The following is a 15,561-nucleotide window of genomic DNA, read 5'->3' as shown; positions in this document are numbered from 1 at the left end:
GACGTCACCCCCGTCATGTACATCAGCGAAGTCGTCCTCGACGGGTTCAAGAGCTTCGGGCAGACGACGCGGATACCCTTCTACGAGGACTTCACCGTCGTCACCGGGCCGAACGGGTCCGGAAAGTCGAACATCATCGACGGGGTGTTGTTCGCGCTCGGGCTGGCACGGACCAGAGGGATCCGCGCACAGAAGCTCACCGACCTCATCTACAACCCCGGTCACGACGACGACGTCGACGGACGCGGACCGAGCGAGGCTACGGTCACCGTCGTGTTGTCGAACGAGGACGGGACCCTCGACCGGTCACACGTCGTCTCTGCGGCCGGCTCGGAGGACGTCGGTGACGTCTCCGAGATCACGATCAAACGCCGGGTCAAAGAGACGGACGAGAACTACTACTCGTACTACTACCTCAACGGGCGCTCGGTGAACCTCTCGGACATCCGCGACCTCCTCGCTGCGGCCGGGGTGACCCCAGAGGGGTACAACGTCGTCATGCAGGGTGACGTGACCGAGATAATCACCATGACGCCGTACCAGCGGCGAGGGATCGTCGACGAGATAGCGGGCGTCGCCGAGTTCGACGAGAAGAAGGAGGCCGCCTTCGACGAGCTCGACACGGTCGAAGACCGGATCGGCGAGGCCGACCTTCGCATCGAGGAGAAGCGCGGTCGGCTCGACCAGCTCGAAGCCGAACGGGAGACCGCCCTCGAGTACCAGTCGCTTCGAGAGGACGTCGAGGAGTACCGCGGGTACCGCAAGGCCTCCGAGCTTGAGGAGAAGCGCGAGGCGCTCGCAGCCGTCGACGAGGAGATGGAGTCGGCACGGGAGACGCTCGAATCGCGTCAGACCGAACTCGACACCAGACAGGGGACGCTCACGCGGCTCGAAGAGGACCTCGAAGACCTCACCCACGAGATCGAGACCAAAGGCGAGGACGAACAGATCGCGATCCGCTCGGAGATCGAGTCGCTTCGGGGCGAGCGGTCGCAACTCGAAGCACAGATCGAGACCGCTCGCGAGCGCATCGAGACGGCAGAGACCGAGCGCCGCAACGCGTTCGTCAAGATCGACCGCAAACAGGAGACGCTCGAGGAGCTCGAAGCCGAGATCCGCGAGGTGAAAGTCGAGAAGGCCTCGGTCGTCTCGGAGATCGCGACCAAACGCGCCGAGCTCTCCGACGTCGAAGCCGAGATCGACGGCGCAGACACCGAGTTCGACGACCTGAAGACCGAACTCACCGAGACGAAAGCGGCGCTCGAGTCGCTGCGCGAGAAGAAACACGAGACCCAACGCGAGAAGGATCGCCTCCTCGACGAGGCGCGGAGACGGTCGAACGCGGTCGAAGAGACGCGCGAGGAACTCGCCGACGCCGAGGAGTCGATCCCGGACCTGCGGGCGCGTCTCTCGGAGCTCCACGGCGAACTCGACAAGGCCGAAAAAAATCACGCGACCATCGAGGAGGCGCTCTCCGAGCTGTTCGCGGAGAAGGCCGAAGCGCGCGAGCGACTCGAGACGCTCGAAGCAGAAATTCGCGAGAAACAGAACGAGTACGCGACCCTGGAGGCGGCCGCAGACGAGCGGGGAGACAGCTCGTGGCCGCGGGCGGTGACCGAAGTAAAAACCGGCGGGATAGACGGTGTCCACGGGGCGGTCGGCGAGCTCGGCTCCGTCGACGGGCAGTACGCCGAGGCGTGTGAGACGGCCGCAGGCGGGCGGCTCGCCAACGTCGTCGTCGACGACGACGGCGTCGGCTCGACGTGTATCGACTACCTCAAGCGGCGGAACGCCGGCCGCGCCACGTTCTTGCCGATCACGGAGATGGACGACCGCGGGCTGCCGCGGACCCCCTCGGCGCCGGGCGTCGTCGACTTCGCGCGGAACCTCGTGACGTACGAGTCGACGTACGACCCGATCTTCTCGTACGTGTTGGGGTCGACGCTCGTCGTCGAGGACATGGCCACTGCCCGCGATCTGATGGGCGACTACCGGATGGTGACGCTCGACGGCGACCTCGTCGAGAAGTCGGGCGCGATGACCGGTGGGTCCGGAGGGGGCTCACGATACGCGTTCACGAGCACCGGCGGCGGGCGACTCGAACGGCTCGCGACCGAGATCGCGGCGCTCGAAGACGAACGACAGACGCTCCAGGCGACGATCGACGAACTCGACGCCGACATCGACGACGCCCGCGAGCGGAAGGCCGAGGCCGCAGAACGGGTCCGGTCGCTCGAAGCCGACGTCGACCGCGCAGAGCGTGACCTCGAAGAGACCACGGACCGGATCGAAGAGCTGGAGGAAGACCTCGAATCACTGGCAGCCGCACGCGAGGACGTCGAATCCGAGATGACCGAACTCGACGAGCGGCTCTCGTCGCTCGACGAGACCATAGCCGGCCGTGAAGCCGACGTCGAGGAGCTGGAGGCCGCGCTCGAAGATTCGAAGATCCCAACATTGTCGGCGCGAGCCGACGAGCTCCGCGAGGAGATCACAGCGCTCGAAGCGCGGACCACCGAACTCGACGGGCGACTCACCGAGGTAGAGCTCGAACAGTCGTACGCCGAAGACGCCGTCGACGACCTCCACGAGACCGTCGAGGAGGCACAGAACGCGAAGGCCGAAGCCGAGGCGGCGATCGAAGCCCACGAGGCGGCGATCGAGGAGACGGAGGCGACCCTCGAGACGAAACGCGAGGCCATCGCCGATCTCGAAGACGAGCTCGAAGAGCTCAAGACGGAGCGTGAGTCACTGCGAGAAGAGATTCGGGCTGCAAAGCAGCGCCGCGACGAGCAGCAGTCGCTCGTTACGGAGACCGAGTCGACGCTCGAAGAGCTGACCGATCGGCGCGACCGGCTCGAGTGGGAGGTCGACGAGCTCGAGGCGCAAGTCGGCGAGTACGATCCAGACGCGGTCCCCGACCTCGACGTCGTCGAGTCGAAGATCGAGTCGCTCGAGTCGGAGATGGAGGCGCTCGAACCGGTGAACATGCTCGCGATAGACGAGTACGACGAGGCGGCCGCTGAACTCGAACAGCTCGAGGAGCGTCGTGACGTGCTCGTCGAAGAGCGTGACGGCATCGAGTCGCGCATCGAAGGGTACGAGGCGGCGAAGGAGGACGCGTTCGTGGAGACGTTCGAGTCGATCAACGGCCACTTCGAAGACATCTTCTCGCGGCTCTCTGCGGGGACCGGCGAGCTCCTCTTAGAGAACCCGGACGACCCGTTCGAGGAGGGGCTCACGATGCGGGCACAACCTGCGGACAAGCCGGTCCAGCGGCTGGAGGCGATGAGCGGCGGAGAGAAGTCGCTCACGGCGCTCTCGTTCATCTTTGCAGTCCAGCGGCACAATCCGGCCCCGTTTTACGCACTCGACGAGGTCGACGCGTTCCTCGATGCGGTGAACGCCGAGCGGGTCGGTGAGATGATAGAGGAGCTGGCCACCGACGCGCAGTTCGTCGTGGTCGGGCATCGCTCAGCGCTGTTAGAGCGAGCCGACAGGGCGATCGGTGTCACGATGCAGGGCGACAATCGCTCTGCGGTGACCGGCATGCAGTTCGGTGAGGAGGCGAGCGCGGATGACTGACCCCGACGACGGCGTGCCGTCGCTGGACCTGACGACGAAGCGTGACGGCGACACGCCGGATATGGGTTCGGTGGGCGAATCGGGGCGCGGCGACGATGGGAACTCGAAGACGGCAGCCGACCGCGAGAAGGAACCGACGACCGAGGAGAACGACGCGGCGGCCGGTGAGGACGACGCAGCGGCCGGTGGGGACGACGCAGCGGCCGGTGGGGACGACGCAGCGGCCGGTGGGGACGACGCAGCGACCGGTGGGGACGACGCGGCGGCCGACGAGGAGGTCGAGCCCGTCGAGATCTTGGTCCAGCTCGCCGAGGAGGGGGCGATCGAGCCGTGGGACATCGACATCGTCCGCGTGACGGATGCGTTCTTGACGAGACTCGACGAGGTCGACCTCCGGACGACCGGCCGGGCGCTGTTTTATGCGAGCGTCCTCCTCCGGATGAAGAGCGACGAGCTGCTCGTCGACGACGCGGACGAGGAACCGGAGCCGGAGCCGTGGGAGGTCGCGATGGAAGGCGGCGTCGAGGACCCGTCCGACCCGGGCTACGACCCGATCGACGCGCTCGAATCGGAGATGGACCGGCGATTAGAGCGCAAGCGCGCACGCGGCACCCCGGAGACGCTCGACGAGTTGGTCCGTGACCTACGCGACGCCGAGCGCGACTCCTGGTGGAAGTCCTCACGCGAGTACGACACCACTGCCTCACCGAGCGGCTCCGACCGCGGGACACAGACGCTCGATTACCACGCGGGCGACGAGTTCCGTCGCGAGGGCGAGCCGACCGCCGAAGAGGCGACCGACCGCACCCACGACGAAGCGATCGAGACGGTCATCGACGACGTCGAAACGGCCGTGCGGCCGCACTTCGACGCCGGCCGCGCGGAGGTCTTATTCGCCGAAGTGGCTGACGCCGGCGGACGGCCGTTCATGACCTTCCTCGGGCTGTTGTTCATGGCACACCGCGGGAGCGTCGTCCTCCGACAGGACGAGCTGTTCGGCGACCTCTGGATCCGCGATCCCGCGGCGGCGACCGGCGAGTCGGAGGCCGTCGCGGATTGACCAGCGGGTCGCCACCGACAGCGCCTGACGACTACAGGTACGTCCCAACGAGCGGTTCGACACGGTCGCGGGTCGCTTCCGGGATCGCCTCCGTCGGGGTGTTTATCGTCCCCTTGAGCGCAGTGTGTGCGGCACACTCGTGATCCGCAGGGAGGGTGCGGACCGCCTCCTCAACCGCCGCCTCGATCGCCGCCTGGTTCGCCTCGGCGTTCTCGAGCACCTCGTGGAGCGTCACCTCGCTGTCGGTCTTCCAGACGTCGTAGTCGGTGACGCCCGCGATGGTGGCGTACGCGATCTCCGCCTCCCGCGCGAGCTTCGCTTCGGGGATCGCGGTCATGCCGACGAGGTCCCACCCGTGATCGCGGTAGAACGCCGACTCGGCTCGCGTCGAGTACTGTGGCCCCTCGATACAGACGTACGTCCCGCCGCGGACCACGTCGGCGTCGGTCGCCGATCGCGCGGCGGTGGTCAGGTGGTCGACGAGCGACGGGCTGTACGGTTCGGCGAAAGGCTGGTGGACGACGATGCCGTCCCCGTAAAACGAGAGCGGGCGTCGCTTCGTCCGGTCGTATATCTGGTCGGGGACGACGAGGGTACCGGGTGAGAGATCCTCGCGAAGGCTCCCGACCGCGTTCGATGCGAAGACGTGGGTCACGCCCGCGAGCTTGAGCGCGTACATGTTCGCACGGTACGGGAGGTCAGTCGGCGAGGCGCCGTGGTCGCTCCCGTGTCGAGGGAGAAACGCGACCTCGCGGCCGGTGTCGGCGAACTCGCCGATGGTGACCGCGTCGCTCGGTTCGCCGTAGGGGGTCTCGTAGGTGACCTCACGGACGTCGGACAGCGGCAGCGCCTCGTAGATACCGCTGCCACCGATGAAGCCGATGGTGCTCATACGCGTCTTCGGTGCGCTCGCCACTTAGGTGTGTGCGGCCGCACCCACTCACAACAGGAGTCGGACGGCCGCGAGCGTCAGCCCGCTCACCACGAGCAGGTGGACGAGGACGACGCCCACGGGGGCGAGACCGACCGTCTCGAGCTCCCGAAGCCGTATCGAGAGGCCGAGCCCGACGAACGCGACGAGGAAGAGTCCGTCCGAGGCGGTGCCGATCGCGGCGAGCGCGGCCGGCGAGAGGACGCCGGCGTTGGCGACGGCGGCGACGAGCAGGAAGCCGATCAGGAACTTCGGGAACTCCGCCCACAGACGACGGGCCTCGGGGTCGGTCGCCGACCGGGCGGCGTACAACGTCGAGTAGCCGATGGCGACGCCACCGAGGAGCGCGTTTCTCGCGAGCTTCGTCACCGTCGCCCACTGCCCCGCCTCCGGCGAGTGCGCGAACCCGGCGGCCGCGACCGGACCGGTCGAGAACATGCTCAATCCGGCCCAGACGCCGAAGGTGCGGCCACTGAGCCCGAGCCACTCGCCCGCGATCGGGAAGGCCACGAGCGTGATCGCATCGAACAGCAGGACCGTCGCGGCCGCAACGGTGAGCGTCGCCCCGCGGGCGTCGAGGACGCGACCGATGGCGACGACCGCGGACACGCCACAGACGCTCGCGCCCGCGGCCAACAACGACGGGGCGACGCCGTCGAGTCGAAACCACAGGCGCGCGACGGCCTCGGACAACGCCAGTCCGAAGCCGACCGTACAGACCACGAGCCCGAGCACGGTTGGTCCTGCGGCGACCAGTTCGTCCACCGCGACGGCCGCGCCGAGCAGGACGATCCCCGTCTCCAGTGCCAGCTTGTGGACGCCGACGCCCGGCTCGGCCGTCGTCGGGACGCCGACAGTGTTGCCGACGGCTGCGCCGACGACGACCGCGACGACGAGCGGCTGGAGTCCGGGGACGGCTCGGCCGACCAGCCAGGCGACGATGGCACCGATCGTGAGGAGCCCGACGCCGGCGACGTACGGTCGGGCGTCGGTCGCGATCGACATCAGAACACCACGGCGCTCCCGGCGACGATCACGAGTCCGAGCGCCAGCGCCTGCCACCCGCGGTCGAGGGCGCACCAGCGACGGGTGATCGGCGAGGAGGCCGGCGGCCGTCCACCGACATCGTGGTCGTCCGCACGCTCGTCGCGAGCGGTCTGGACGTCCGCGCGATCCTCGTCGGTCGCCCCGCGTCGCGTCCCCTCGGCCATACACGTGTGCTCACGCCGGGGGCGGCTTACGCGTGTCGTTCGACTCCGACGAGCGGCAGCGTCTCGTCAGCGCCCGGTTGAGCCGGCCTCGTCGTTCGTGGCCGCTCGATGGTGTCGGTAGCGTGCACGGAGCCGATCGAAGAGGACCCGTCCCGCGTCGGTCTGGAGTCGCTGCTCGGTCGTCGCGAAGAATTCGTCGAGCGCGTCGTACTCCGTGAACGCGGTCGGATCGCCCGCGGCGGGGTCGTACCGATCCTCGCGCTCGTAGACCACCGCCTGCACACAGGTGTCGAGGAGGTCACACTCTTTCACCAACACCGCTTCCGGCGTCTCACGCGCCTCGTACGTCGCGAAGGCGTCGGCGATCCGCGCGGGGAGCGGGTCGGCGAGCGTTGCCATCGCCTCGCGCTCCGCGGCGGCCTTCACCTTGCGGTCGATAGCGTTGGCCGTTTCGTCCGCCCGCGTCGCCACGTCGCCGGTCAGCGCCTCGGCGACGTCGTGGACGACCGCGAGCCGGAGCGCCCGGTCGAGGTCGACGCCGGGCAGCTCGTCGCGAAACCGGTCGCCGAACGCCACCACGAGGTACGCGACGCCCCACGAGTGCGCCGCGACCGACTCGGGGTCGTCGACGCCGCGGAGCTGCCAGCCGGTTCGTCGCTCGTCTTTCAGCTCGTAGGCCGCGCACACTGCGTCGACGGCGGAGTCGACCGGACCGGTCGGGTCGGCTGCGTCGGTCTGGTCGGCTGCATCGCCCGCGTCGCTCGGGTCCACGTCCTCACGCATCTCGAATCAGTCGGCGAGGGTCCACGTCTCGGGGTCCGCCGCCTCGACGACCCCGCGGCGCTCCATCTCGGCGAGCACCTCGTCGAGTCGACCAGGCTGGGCCACCTCCATCTCGATGCGGCCGACGCCGTGATCCGCTTCGAGGTGGTGGCGGATCGCCTCGCGGTCGAACGACTCGGCGTCCGCACGCGCCATGGCGCCCGCGATGATGTCGATCATGTCTTCGATGAAGTTCCACGGATAGACGACCCACGTCCACTGTTCGAGGTGCTCGCCCACGAAGTCGGGCTCGAACGAGGAGGTGGCGAGCAGCTGGAGCGTTGCGGTCCGGATCGTGTCCGCATCGCGTTCGTCGACGTACTCCGCGGCGCGCCGAATCGAGCCACCGGTGTCGGCGATGTCGTCGATGACGAGGACGTCTTTGCCAGCCACCGATCCCTCCGGCATGGGGTACCGGATCTGTGCCTCGTCGGCCTTCTCCGCCGTGCCGACGTAGTGTTCCATCTTGAGGCTCGTGAGGTCGTCGAGGCCGAGGAAATCACAGATACATCGTCCCGCGAACCAGCCACCGCGCGCGAGTGCGACGACGACGTCCGGCTCGAACGCGTCGCGTTTTACCTCGTTCGAGACGACGCGACAGAGCCCGTAGATGTACTCCCAGTTCGTCAGCGTGCAGTCGAAGTCGTCCGGGAGGTCGCTCATACCGTACGCGTCGAGCCCACTCACATAAGCGCTTGCGGACGCGGGTCGTCTCCGCGGGTGTGCCGACACGATTTAGGTGGCCCGCTCACAACCGATCGGCAATGAGTACGCAGGCCGTGAGCGAGGAGACGGCGGTCGTCATCGGGCTGGAGGTCCACGTCCAGCTCGAGACCGACACCAAGATCTTCTGTGGTTGTTCGACCGAGCCGGCCGACGACGAGGCGCCGAACACCCGGACCTGCCCCACCTGCCTCGGGCTCCCGGGGGCGCTCCCGGTGATCAACGAGGCCGCCGTCGAGGCGGCGGTGAAGGTCGGGAAGGCGATCGACGCCGACATCCCCGAGACGACGACGTTTCACCGGAAGAACTACTACTACCCCGACCTCCCGAAGAACTTCCAGCTCACCCAGTACGACGCCCCGATCTGTGCGGACGGCGAACTCGAGGTCGCCGTCGACGGCGAGCGGCGCACCATCGGGATCACTCGCGCACACATCGAAGAGGATCCCGGGAGCCTCCAACACGTCGGCGGCTCGATCGAGTCGGCCACCCACACGCTCGTGAACTACAACCGGGCGGGGACCCCGCTCATGGAGATCGTCACGGAGCCGGACTTCCGTTCGCCCGCAGAGACGCGCGCGTTCCTCGCGAAGTTAGAGGAGGTGCTCGAGTATCTCGGCGTCTTCGACCCGAGCCGCGACGGGAGTCTTCGTGTCGACGCGAACGTCTCGCTCGTCGACGCCGACGCGGTCGCCGCAGACGGATCCGTGCCCTCGTCGGTGCTCGAATCGACGAACCGCGCCGAGGTGAAGAACATCTCGAGTCACAAGGGCGCAGCGAAGGCGCTCGCGTACGAGGTCACCCGACAGCGAAACGTGCTCCGGCGTGGCCGCGAGATCGACCAGGAGACCCGCCACTGGGACGAGGGGCGTGGCGTGACCGTCTCGATGCGCTCGAAGGAGGCAGAAAAGGACTACCGGTACTTCCGCGAGGCAGACCTCCCGGCGCTCGAGGTGGCCGACTGGCGCGAGTCGATCGCGATTCCAGAGCTCCCGGACGCCCGGCGCGAGCGATTCCGTGAGGCGTACGGCCTCGACCGCGAGTCGGCCTCGAAGCTGACCTCGAGTAAGGCGGTGGCGGACTTCTTCGAGGACGTCGCCGCCGAGTTCGACCCGGAGCTCGCCGCGACGTGGGTCGCAGACAACCTCCTCGGTGAGCTCAACTACCGGGAGTTGCGGATAACCGACGTCGAGGGGCGACTCGACGAGTTCACGCGGCTGATCGCGCTCGTCGACGCCGGCGAGGTGACGGTCAAGAACGCCGAGGAGGTCGTCCTCCGCGAGATGCTCGACGCCGGCGACGACCCCGACGCCGTGATCGAACGCGAGGGATTGGGGAAAGCCGGCGCGGGCGAGGTCGAGTCCGCCGTCGACGCCGCGATCGACGAGAACCCAGAGGCGGTCACAGACTACCATGACGGCGACGAGGGCGCGATCAACTTCCTCGTCGGACAGGTGATGCAGGCGACCGGCGGAAGCGCCGATCCCGGCCAGGTGAACGGACTCCTCCGTGAGCGGCTCGACGGATGAGTCGATGCCGGTAACCGTCGAGGTGGTCGGCGGCGAGACGCAGACGTGTGCCGTCGACGACGACGCCACGTACGCCGACCTGATCCGCACGGCGGGATATCATCCGCAGGAAGCGACGATCCTCGTCGGCGGGACGCCCGTTCCCGGCGACGCCACGGTCGACACCGACCGCGTTCGATTGCTTCGACTGATTCAGGGCGGGTGACTGTCACGGCTCGACGACGAATCGATGCACCCAACAGAGACGCTGAGTTGCCCGGGGTGGTGGCCGTGAGCGACGAGCAGACAGACGCCAGCGCCGATCTTCCTGCAGGAGTGACGATCGAGACGGCGACGCCGGACGATACGCTCGATGTCGTGCGCGTGCTCGACGCGGCGATGCTGCAAACCGACCTCGATGACCTCACCGCGCGGATCACAGACGGAGCCGTCGAGTGCGCCCGGTTCGACCGGACGGGTGCTGTCATCGGCGCGGTGGTGACGAGGCGACGAGACGACGAGACCCTTCACATCGACGCGCTCGCGGTGCGTCGCGCCCGTCGTGAGAACGGTATCGGGTCGGCGCTCGTCGGGCGGATCGTCGCCGCCGGGGCGGCCGACGAGGCCGTGTCGTGGGTGACAGCTGGCTTTGATTCCGACGTCGAGCCGTTCTACCGCGCGTGTGGCTTCGTGATAGCCGTAGGCGACGACGGTCGGTGCGTCGGCCGACGACGCGTCACGGGCGACGCTCACGCGTGAGCTCACTGCGTGTCGCGTGCGACCCGGTCGAGCCCGACCGCAGCGCCGACCGCGACGAGGACGACGAGTACCGCGACGACGAGTAGCGTCGAGGTGACGCTCACGAGCGGGTCGAGTGAGTTTCGCAGCGAGTTCCACGCTTTCACCGGTACCGTGCGGCTCCCGCGGCCGGCGAGAAACAGCGTCAACACGAACTCCTGGAGGCTCACCACGAACGCGATCAGTGCCGCAGCAGCCAGTCCGGCGGTGACGTTCGGTGCGACCACCTCACGAAACGCCCGAAGGCGAGTCGCTCCGAGATCGAGCGCCGCGTCACGGACACGCCAGTCGAACCGCGAAAACGTCGCACGCATGATCGAGAATGTAAGCGGTGTCGCCCACAGCGAGTGCGCAAGCACGACTGTCACCGCCCGCTGTTGGAGTCCAAACGCGCTGAAGAAGACGAGCAGCGTGACACCCAATACGACTCCCGGAACCAGCAGTGGAACGACTGCGAGGCCAGTTACGACGTCAGCGAGTCGCCCGTCAACTCGGCGGATGCCGAGCGCAGCCGTCACCCCAAGTGTCGTCGACAAGACGGTTGTGCCGGTCGCGATCAGTACGCTGTTTTCGACGGCGTCGATCCACGCGGGTGCGTTTACGAGCGCGATGTACCAGCGAGTCGAGAGGCCACTCGGTGGAAACGTGACCCCGGTCGTGGCCGACAGCGACGTGCCGGCGACGACGACCACCGGCGCAACGAGGAACGCAAACAGGCATGCCGTCCCCAAGCCGAAGAGGAGGTTCCAAGCCCGGGCAGACCATGCAGTCATGTGTCGTCACCGCTTCGTCGGCGCAAGACCGCCTGCGTGGTAGCTATCGCCGTCAACACCGTCATCGTGATCACGACGCCGAGTGCAGCTGCGGCACTCCAGTCGAAATCCCGCAAGAGGAGGTCAGACAGGAGGATACCAGCGGTACGCTCGCTCCCAGACCCCAGAAGTAGTGGCGCCGCGTACGCTCCGAGGCTCCAGGTGAAGCTGATGACGCCAGCGACGATCACGCCTGGGACCGCGTGCGGCACGGCGACCTCGCGGAACGCCCGGGGGCTGTTCGCACCGAGGTCGCGTGCCGCCTCAACGAGTGACTCGTCGATCGTCGAAAGCACGGCGTAGACCGCGAAGATGCTGTACGGAACGACGATGTAGAGCTGTCCGATCACCGCACCGACACCGTTGTTCACGAGGGTGAGTGGCTCGGCGAGGACGCCGGTCGACAGTAGTGCCGTGTTCACGACACCGTTCGGCGCGTAGATGAGGACCGCAGCGAACAGCTTCACGACGATCGCGGTGAACATCGACGTGAGTGCGCCGGCCGTCAATCCGACGCGAACGACACCAGCTGTTCGCCACATGGCGTAGGCGTACAGCGTCGCGACCACGACCGAGAGCGTCGTGACGACGGTCGCAAAGCCGAGTGTAAAAACGAACGTCTCGGCGACGGTGTTCGACGGCTCAAGCAGGTATCGATAGCCACTCAGCGACCACGTTCCCGTCGCGTACGCCCGGGTCGTCTGGCGCGCGTGGAGGCTCATGCGCAGGAGGTAGCCGAACGGGACGACGAAGACGAGCAGGTCGAAGAGTAGAAGCGGGAACACCAACGCGATAGCAGGTCGGACGCCGAGGCGGCGTTGGACGCGGGTCGTGTAAGCGGTCAGCATGAGCGTTCTGGCGTGCGGGAGTCACCGACGATCGGGCTGGCTGTGAGAGCCGGAGTCACCGGAGACGCACCCCGTCGGCGTCGAAGAAGTTTATTGCATCTGCGGGACACGAGACGCGGACGGATTCACCCGCCGTGACGCCGAGTGCGTCCGCGAGTCGTCGCTCCGTCGCCAGCGTCGCCTCACCGACGCCGATTTCGTAGCGAATCTGTGAACCTCGGTGTAACCGCGCGTCGACAGTCCCAATCGCGTCAACGCCGGCCGATACCTCCGCTTCCGCGGCGTCACGGTCAGTTGGAGAGACGGTCAGGCGTTCGGGCCGTATCGAGGCGGTGACGTGGTCGTTCGTCGAGACGCGGCCGTCACCGACCGGGGCGAAGAGCCGTTGGTCGAACGGCGTTGAGAGCGGGACACGGCCGCCGTCGGTCACGCGCTGGGAGACGTCGGCCACGTCCGTCTCGCCGGGTGCCCGCTGAACGGTGCAGTCGACGAGGTTCGTCGTTCCGAGGAACGACTCGACGAACAGCGTCTCCGGATCGGTGTACACCGTCGTCGGATCGCCAATCTGCTCGATCTGCCCGTTGTTGACGATGGCGATGCGGTCGGCGAGTGTGAACGCCTCGTCTTGGTCGTGGGTGACGTACACCATCGCCGTCTCGAGTCGCTCGTGAATCGTCTTCAACTCGAGCTGCATACTCTCTCGAAGCTGTCTATCCAGGTTGCTGAGCGGCTCGTCGAGTAACAACAGCGTCGGATCGACCGACAACGAGCGGGCGAGCGCGACGCGCTGTTTTTGTCCACCCGAAAGCTGTGTCGGGTCTGCCTCGGCGTGCACCGTCATCTCGACGAGCGACAGCATCTCGTCGGCGCGCTCGTTTCGAAGCGACTTCGACATGCCAGCCATCTTCAGGCCGAAGGCGACGTTTTCACGAACCGTCTTGTTCGGAAACAGTGCCCAGTCTTGAAACACCAAGGACGTGTCACGCTCGTTCGGCGGTGCGTCTGTGACGTCGACGAGTGACCCGTCGTTCGCGAGCCGGATGCGTCCCGTGTCGGGGGTCTCGAATCCGGCGATCGTTCGCAGCGTCGTCGACTTTCCACAGCCGGACGGGCCGAGCAGACACAACAGCTCACCACGCTCGACGGAGAATGAGACGCCGTCGATAGCGATGACGTTGCCGTATCGCTTCGATATCGCCTCGACCTCAAGCAGCGTCATGTACTGGATTTCAGTCCGTTGAACCGCTCTGTTAGGGTTTCGGAGTACTCTGCGATGTCCGCCCACTCGAGGAACGAGACGTTCTGTAGCGCTTCGTTGGTCAGCGGCACGTTCTCCGTCGTCGCGGTTGGATAGTCGACGTCTTCGGTCGCCATCCCCATGTTGAACGCAGACGCGTACGTCGACTGCATTTCAGGGCTCAACAGGAAGTCCATGAAATCAGCCGCCATCTCTAAGCGGTCGGTGCCGCGAACGGCGTGGTAGTCGTCGATGTACCCGACCGTCTCCGTCGGGACGTGGTATCCGATGTCCATGGTCTCCGTCGTCTCCTGTTTCTGCTTCGAGTAGGCGAAGAAGTACTGTCCGACCGTCCCGATCCCTTGGTCGAGAGCAGTCCACAGGTCTTGTGCGCCGGTGTAGTACTTCGCCGTGTCGATGGACTGAAGCGTCTCGTAGATTGCGTCGTGACCCGTTGGACTGTACAGCTCCTCGTCGAACGGCATCCGTTCGGAGACGATCGCGGCCATCTGCAGTGCGTTCGGCCAGAATGACCCGGGAAGAACGGCGTCTGTCGCCTTCTCTTGGAGATCTGCCCACGACTCCGGCTGCCAGTCAATAGCCTGCTCGTCGTACGCGTAGCACATGACGCCGTAGGCCACCGGTACGGAGATCGGGTCGTCTCGAAGGAGGGCGGGTTTGAGACGGTCTGCATTCTCGAGGGCGTTCACGTCAAGCGGTTCCCAGAGCCCCTCTTGAACACCGATGTAGTGTTGGCTCTTGCCGGTAACCGTCAGGTCGTACGGGGGATCGTCTGCGGGAGCCGCGCGAATCTTGGCGAGGATCTCGGCCCAACCGGGAACGATCTCGAGTGTGCCGCCGGTCTTCTCCTCGTACGCCGGCTTGATTTCCTCTTCAAAGACGGTCGCGTTCGTGCCGCTCCACGTGGAAAATCGCAGCGTCTTGTTTCGAAACGGCGCGGACGGGTCGACGTCGCCGGTCGTCGCACCCTGCGTCTCGCCGCCGGTGCATCCCGCCAATCCGGCGATACCTGCACCCGCCGTGGTGAGGACAGCACGCCGACTGTGCCGACTCCCGAGTGAGTTACTCATCACCAGTTGCACGCGCCTGACGGACTAATACGTTGTGATGTAGAATATCGAATACTCGATTTAGAAGGGCTGTACCGTCGCTCTACAACCATTCCGCCCACCTAGATATCGTAGCGGTACGGACGGGTACGTATCAGATTCACGTAGTATATACGGGCCGGCTCACCCGTGTGAGGGGTGCGATGCGATCGACGATCAGCTTTTAATACAATCCGCGCCAGTCCGCGCATGCGATCGACCACGACACCGGCGGACGCGAGTACAGACACGAATCTGTTATTGCGACGATGTGGTGCGCTCATCGTCGATGGACTGCTCCTCTCGATACTGGTCGTCGTCACCGTACTCGCACTCGGATTCGTCGGCGACCGAATCGTCGGGCTCTTTGGCGGACCGCTCAGTGCCGTGTTCATCGGACCCGTCGGCTCTCCGATTTTCATGCTGCTCACCAACCCGCTCGTCGGGCTCTGGGTTCTCGGGCCCGTGTGGTTTCTCGGATACTACGTCCTCTTCGAGGGAACGACGGGGCAGACGCCCGGGAAGCGGCTGTTCGGACTGATGGTGCTCGGACGCGACGGGTCGCGATGCACGCTTCGGGCGGCAGCCATCAGGACGGTGCTCAGAGCCGTCGACGGAGCCGCCTTCTACCTGGTCGGCGCCGCCATCGCCGTGCTCACCGACGGCGACAGACGACTCGGCGACGTGGCCGCCGGCACGCAGGTGGTACACACGAGACGGTGACGAGCGCCGCACTCAGGAGGGCGGCTCGGCGTCTTCGATCGCGTGCTTGGGGTCGTCTAGCGAGTCGACCGCGCGGTCGGTCTCGGCGGGAGACGGTCTATCGAGCACGTTGACGACGCGCTCGGCAGGTCTCATCGCGGGTGGTCGGTCACACGCGAGCGCGCTCGTCTCGAGGACGGCCTCACAGTGTGTCC

General features: G+C 66.5%; 16 protein-coding genes. 6 read left to right on the top strand and 10 right to left on the bottom strand.

Annotated features, from left to right (window positions below):
* The first annotated feature begins 15 nt into the window (after positions 1-15).
* On the top strand, positions 16-3,585 hold the full coding sequence (gene smc, locus ACNTAO_RS09335; protein WP_435161727.1) for a chromosome segregation protein SMC: 3,570 nt from the start codon (positions 16-18) through the stop codon (positions 3,583-3,585).
* Entirely contained in the window at positions 3,578-4,645 is a 1,068-nt protein-coding gene (locus ACNTAO_RS09330) for a segregation/condensation protein A (RefSeq protein WP_435161726.1), read from the top strand. The genes smc and ACNTAO_RS09330 overlap by 8 nt, the downstream gene beginning before the upstream one ends.
* 31 nt (positions 4,646-4,676) lie before the next feature.
* Here ACNTAO_RS09330 and mtnP read toward each other — a convergent pair whose 3' ends face one another.
* The 5 genes from mtnP to ACNTAO_RS09305 all read right to left on the bottom strand — a co-directional run bounded on the left by mtnP (position 4,677) and on the right by ACNTAO_RS09305 (position 8,272).
* Positions 4,677-5,537, bottom strand: coding sequence for an S-methyl-5'-thioadenosine phosphorylase (gene mtnP / locus ACNTAO_RS09325; RefSeq protein WP_435161725.1), 861 nt, complete (start codon positions 5,535-5,537; stop codon positions 4,677-4,679).
* A 48-nt stretch (positions 5,538-5,585) separates the two neighbouring features.
* Complete coding sequence (locus ACNTAO_RS09320) at positions 5,586-6,581, bottom strand: YeiH family protein (RefSeq protein ID WP_435161724.1); 996 nt, start codon at positions 6,579-6,581, stop codon at positions 5,586-5,588.
* Complete coding sequence (locus tag ACNTAO_RS09315; protein ID WP_435161723.1) at positions 6,581-6,787, bottom strand: hypothetical protein; 207 nt, start codon at positions 6,785-6,787, stop codon at positions 6,581-6,583. The genes ACNTAO_RS09320 and ACNTAO_RS09315 overlap by 1 nt, the downstream gene beginning before the upstream one ends.
* A gap of 66 nt (positions 6,788-6,853) precedes the next feature.
* Positions 6,854-7,570, bottom strand: a complete 717-nt coding sequence (locus tag ACNTAO_RS09310) for an HD domain-containing protein (RefSeq protein ID WP_435161722.1) — start codon at positions 7,568-7,570, stop codon at positions 6,854-6,856.
* 6 nt (positions 7,571-7,576) lie between these two features.
* On the bottom strand, positions 7,577-8,272 hold the full coding sequence (locus tag ACNTAO_RS09305; RefSeq protein WP_435161721.1) for a phosphoribosyltransferase: 696 nt from the start codon (positions 8,270-8,272) through the stop codon (positions 7,577-7,579).
* A gap of 101 nt (positions 8,273-8,373) precedes the next feature.
* On the opposite strand from ACNTAO_RS09305, the gene gatB reads away from it, so the two are divergent.
* From gatB to ACNTAO_RS09290, 3 genes are all read left to right on the top strand, one after another.
* Positions 8,374-9,861 carry an Asp-tRNA(Asn)/Glu-tRNA(Gln) amidotransferase subunit GatB gene (gene gatB / locus ACNTAO_RS09300; RefSeq protein ID WP_435161720.1) on the top strand — a complete coding sequence of 496 codons (1,488 nt, stop codon included), beginning with the start codon at positions 8,374-8,376 and terminating at the stop codon, positions 9,859-9,861.
* Between the two features lie 4 nt (positions 9,862-9,865).
* A complete protein-coding gene (gene samp2 / locus ACNTAO_RS09295) occupies positions 9,866-10,066 on the top strand; it encodes a ubiquitin-like small modifier protein SAMP2 (protein WP_435161719.1) in 201 nt (66 codons plus the stop codon).
* Between the two features lie 65 nt (positions 10,067-10,131).
* The gene (locus tag ACNTAO_RS09290) at positions 10,132-10,599 is read left to right on the top strand and encodes a GNAT family N-acetyltransferase (RefSeq protein ID WP_435161718.1); all 468 of its coding nucleotides are present in this window, start codon (positions 10,132-10,134) and stop codon (positions 10,597-10,599) included.
* Between the two features lie 2 nt (positions 10,600-10,601).
* Here ACNTAO_RS09290 and ACNTAO_RS09285 read toward each other — a convergent pair whose 3' ends face one another.
* Genes ACNTAO_RS09285 through ACNTAO_RS09270 form a run of 4 tightly spaced genes read right to left on the bottom strand, consistent with a single transcriptional unit; the run spans position 10,602 to position 14,626 of the window.
* On the bottom strand, positions 10,602-11,411 hold the full coding sequence (locus ACNTAO_RS09285) for an ABC transporter permease (RefSeq protein WP_435161717.1): 810 nt from the start codon (positions 11,409-11,411) through the stop codon (positions 10,602-10,604).
* Positions 11,408-12,298: an ABC transporter permease gene (locus ACNTAO_RS09280; RefSeq protein ID WP_435161716.1), complete on the bottom strand. Its 891-nt coding sequence runs from the start codon at positions 12,296-12,298 to the stop codon at positions 11,408-11,410. Before ACNTAO_RS09280 ends, ACNTAO_RS09285 begins: the two co-directional genes overlap by 4 nt.
* A gap of 55 nt (positions 12,299-12,353) precedes the next feature.
* Positions 12,354-13,517: an ABC transporter ATP-binding protein gene (locus ACNTAO_RS09275; RefSeq protein WP_435161715.1), complete on the bottom strand. Its 1,164-nt coding sequence runs from the start codon at positions 13,515-13,517 to the stop codon at positions 12,354-12,356.
* Positions 13,514-14,626, bottom strand: a complete 1,113-nt coding sequence (locus tag ACNTAO_RS09270; protein WP_435161714.1) for an ABC transporter substrate-binding protein — start codon at positions 14,624-14,626, stop codon at positions 13,514-13,516. Before ACNTAO_RS09270 ends, ACNTAO_RS09275 begins: the two co-directional genes overlap by 4 nt.
* A gap of 228 nt (positions 14,627-14,854) precedes the next feature.
* Here ACNTAO_RS09270 and ACNTAO_RS09265 point away from each other — a divergent pair, with 228 nt between their 5' ends.
* On the top strand, positions 14,855-15,367 hold the full coding sequence (locus ACNTAO_RS09265) for an RDD family protein (protein WP_435161713.1): 513 nt from the start codon (positions 14,855-14,857) through the stop codon (positions 15,365-15,367).
* Positions 15,368-15,379: 12 nt separating this feature from the next.
* On the opposite strand, the gene ACNTAO_RS09260 is transcribed toward ACNTAO_RS09265, so the two are convergent.
* Positions 15,380-15,502, bottom strand: a complete 123-nt coding sequence (locus ACNTAO_RS09260) for a hypothetical protein (RefSeq protein ID WP_435161712.1) — start codon at positions 15,500-15,502, stop codon at positions 15,380-15,382.
* Between the last annotated feature and the right edge of the window lie 59 nt (positions 15,503-15,561).

Origin of the sequence: Halorubrum zhoui (assembly GCF_051194155.1) — an archaeon.
Classification (GTDB): Archaea; Halobacteriota; Halobacteria; order Halobacteriales; family Haloferacaceae; genus Halorubrum.
Note: the sequence above shows the minus strand (reverse complement) of the source record. Positions and strands in the feature narration are given on the sequence as shown.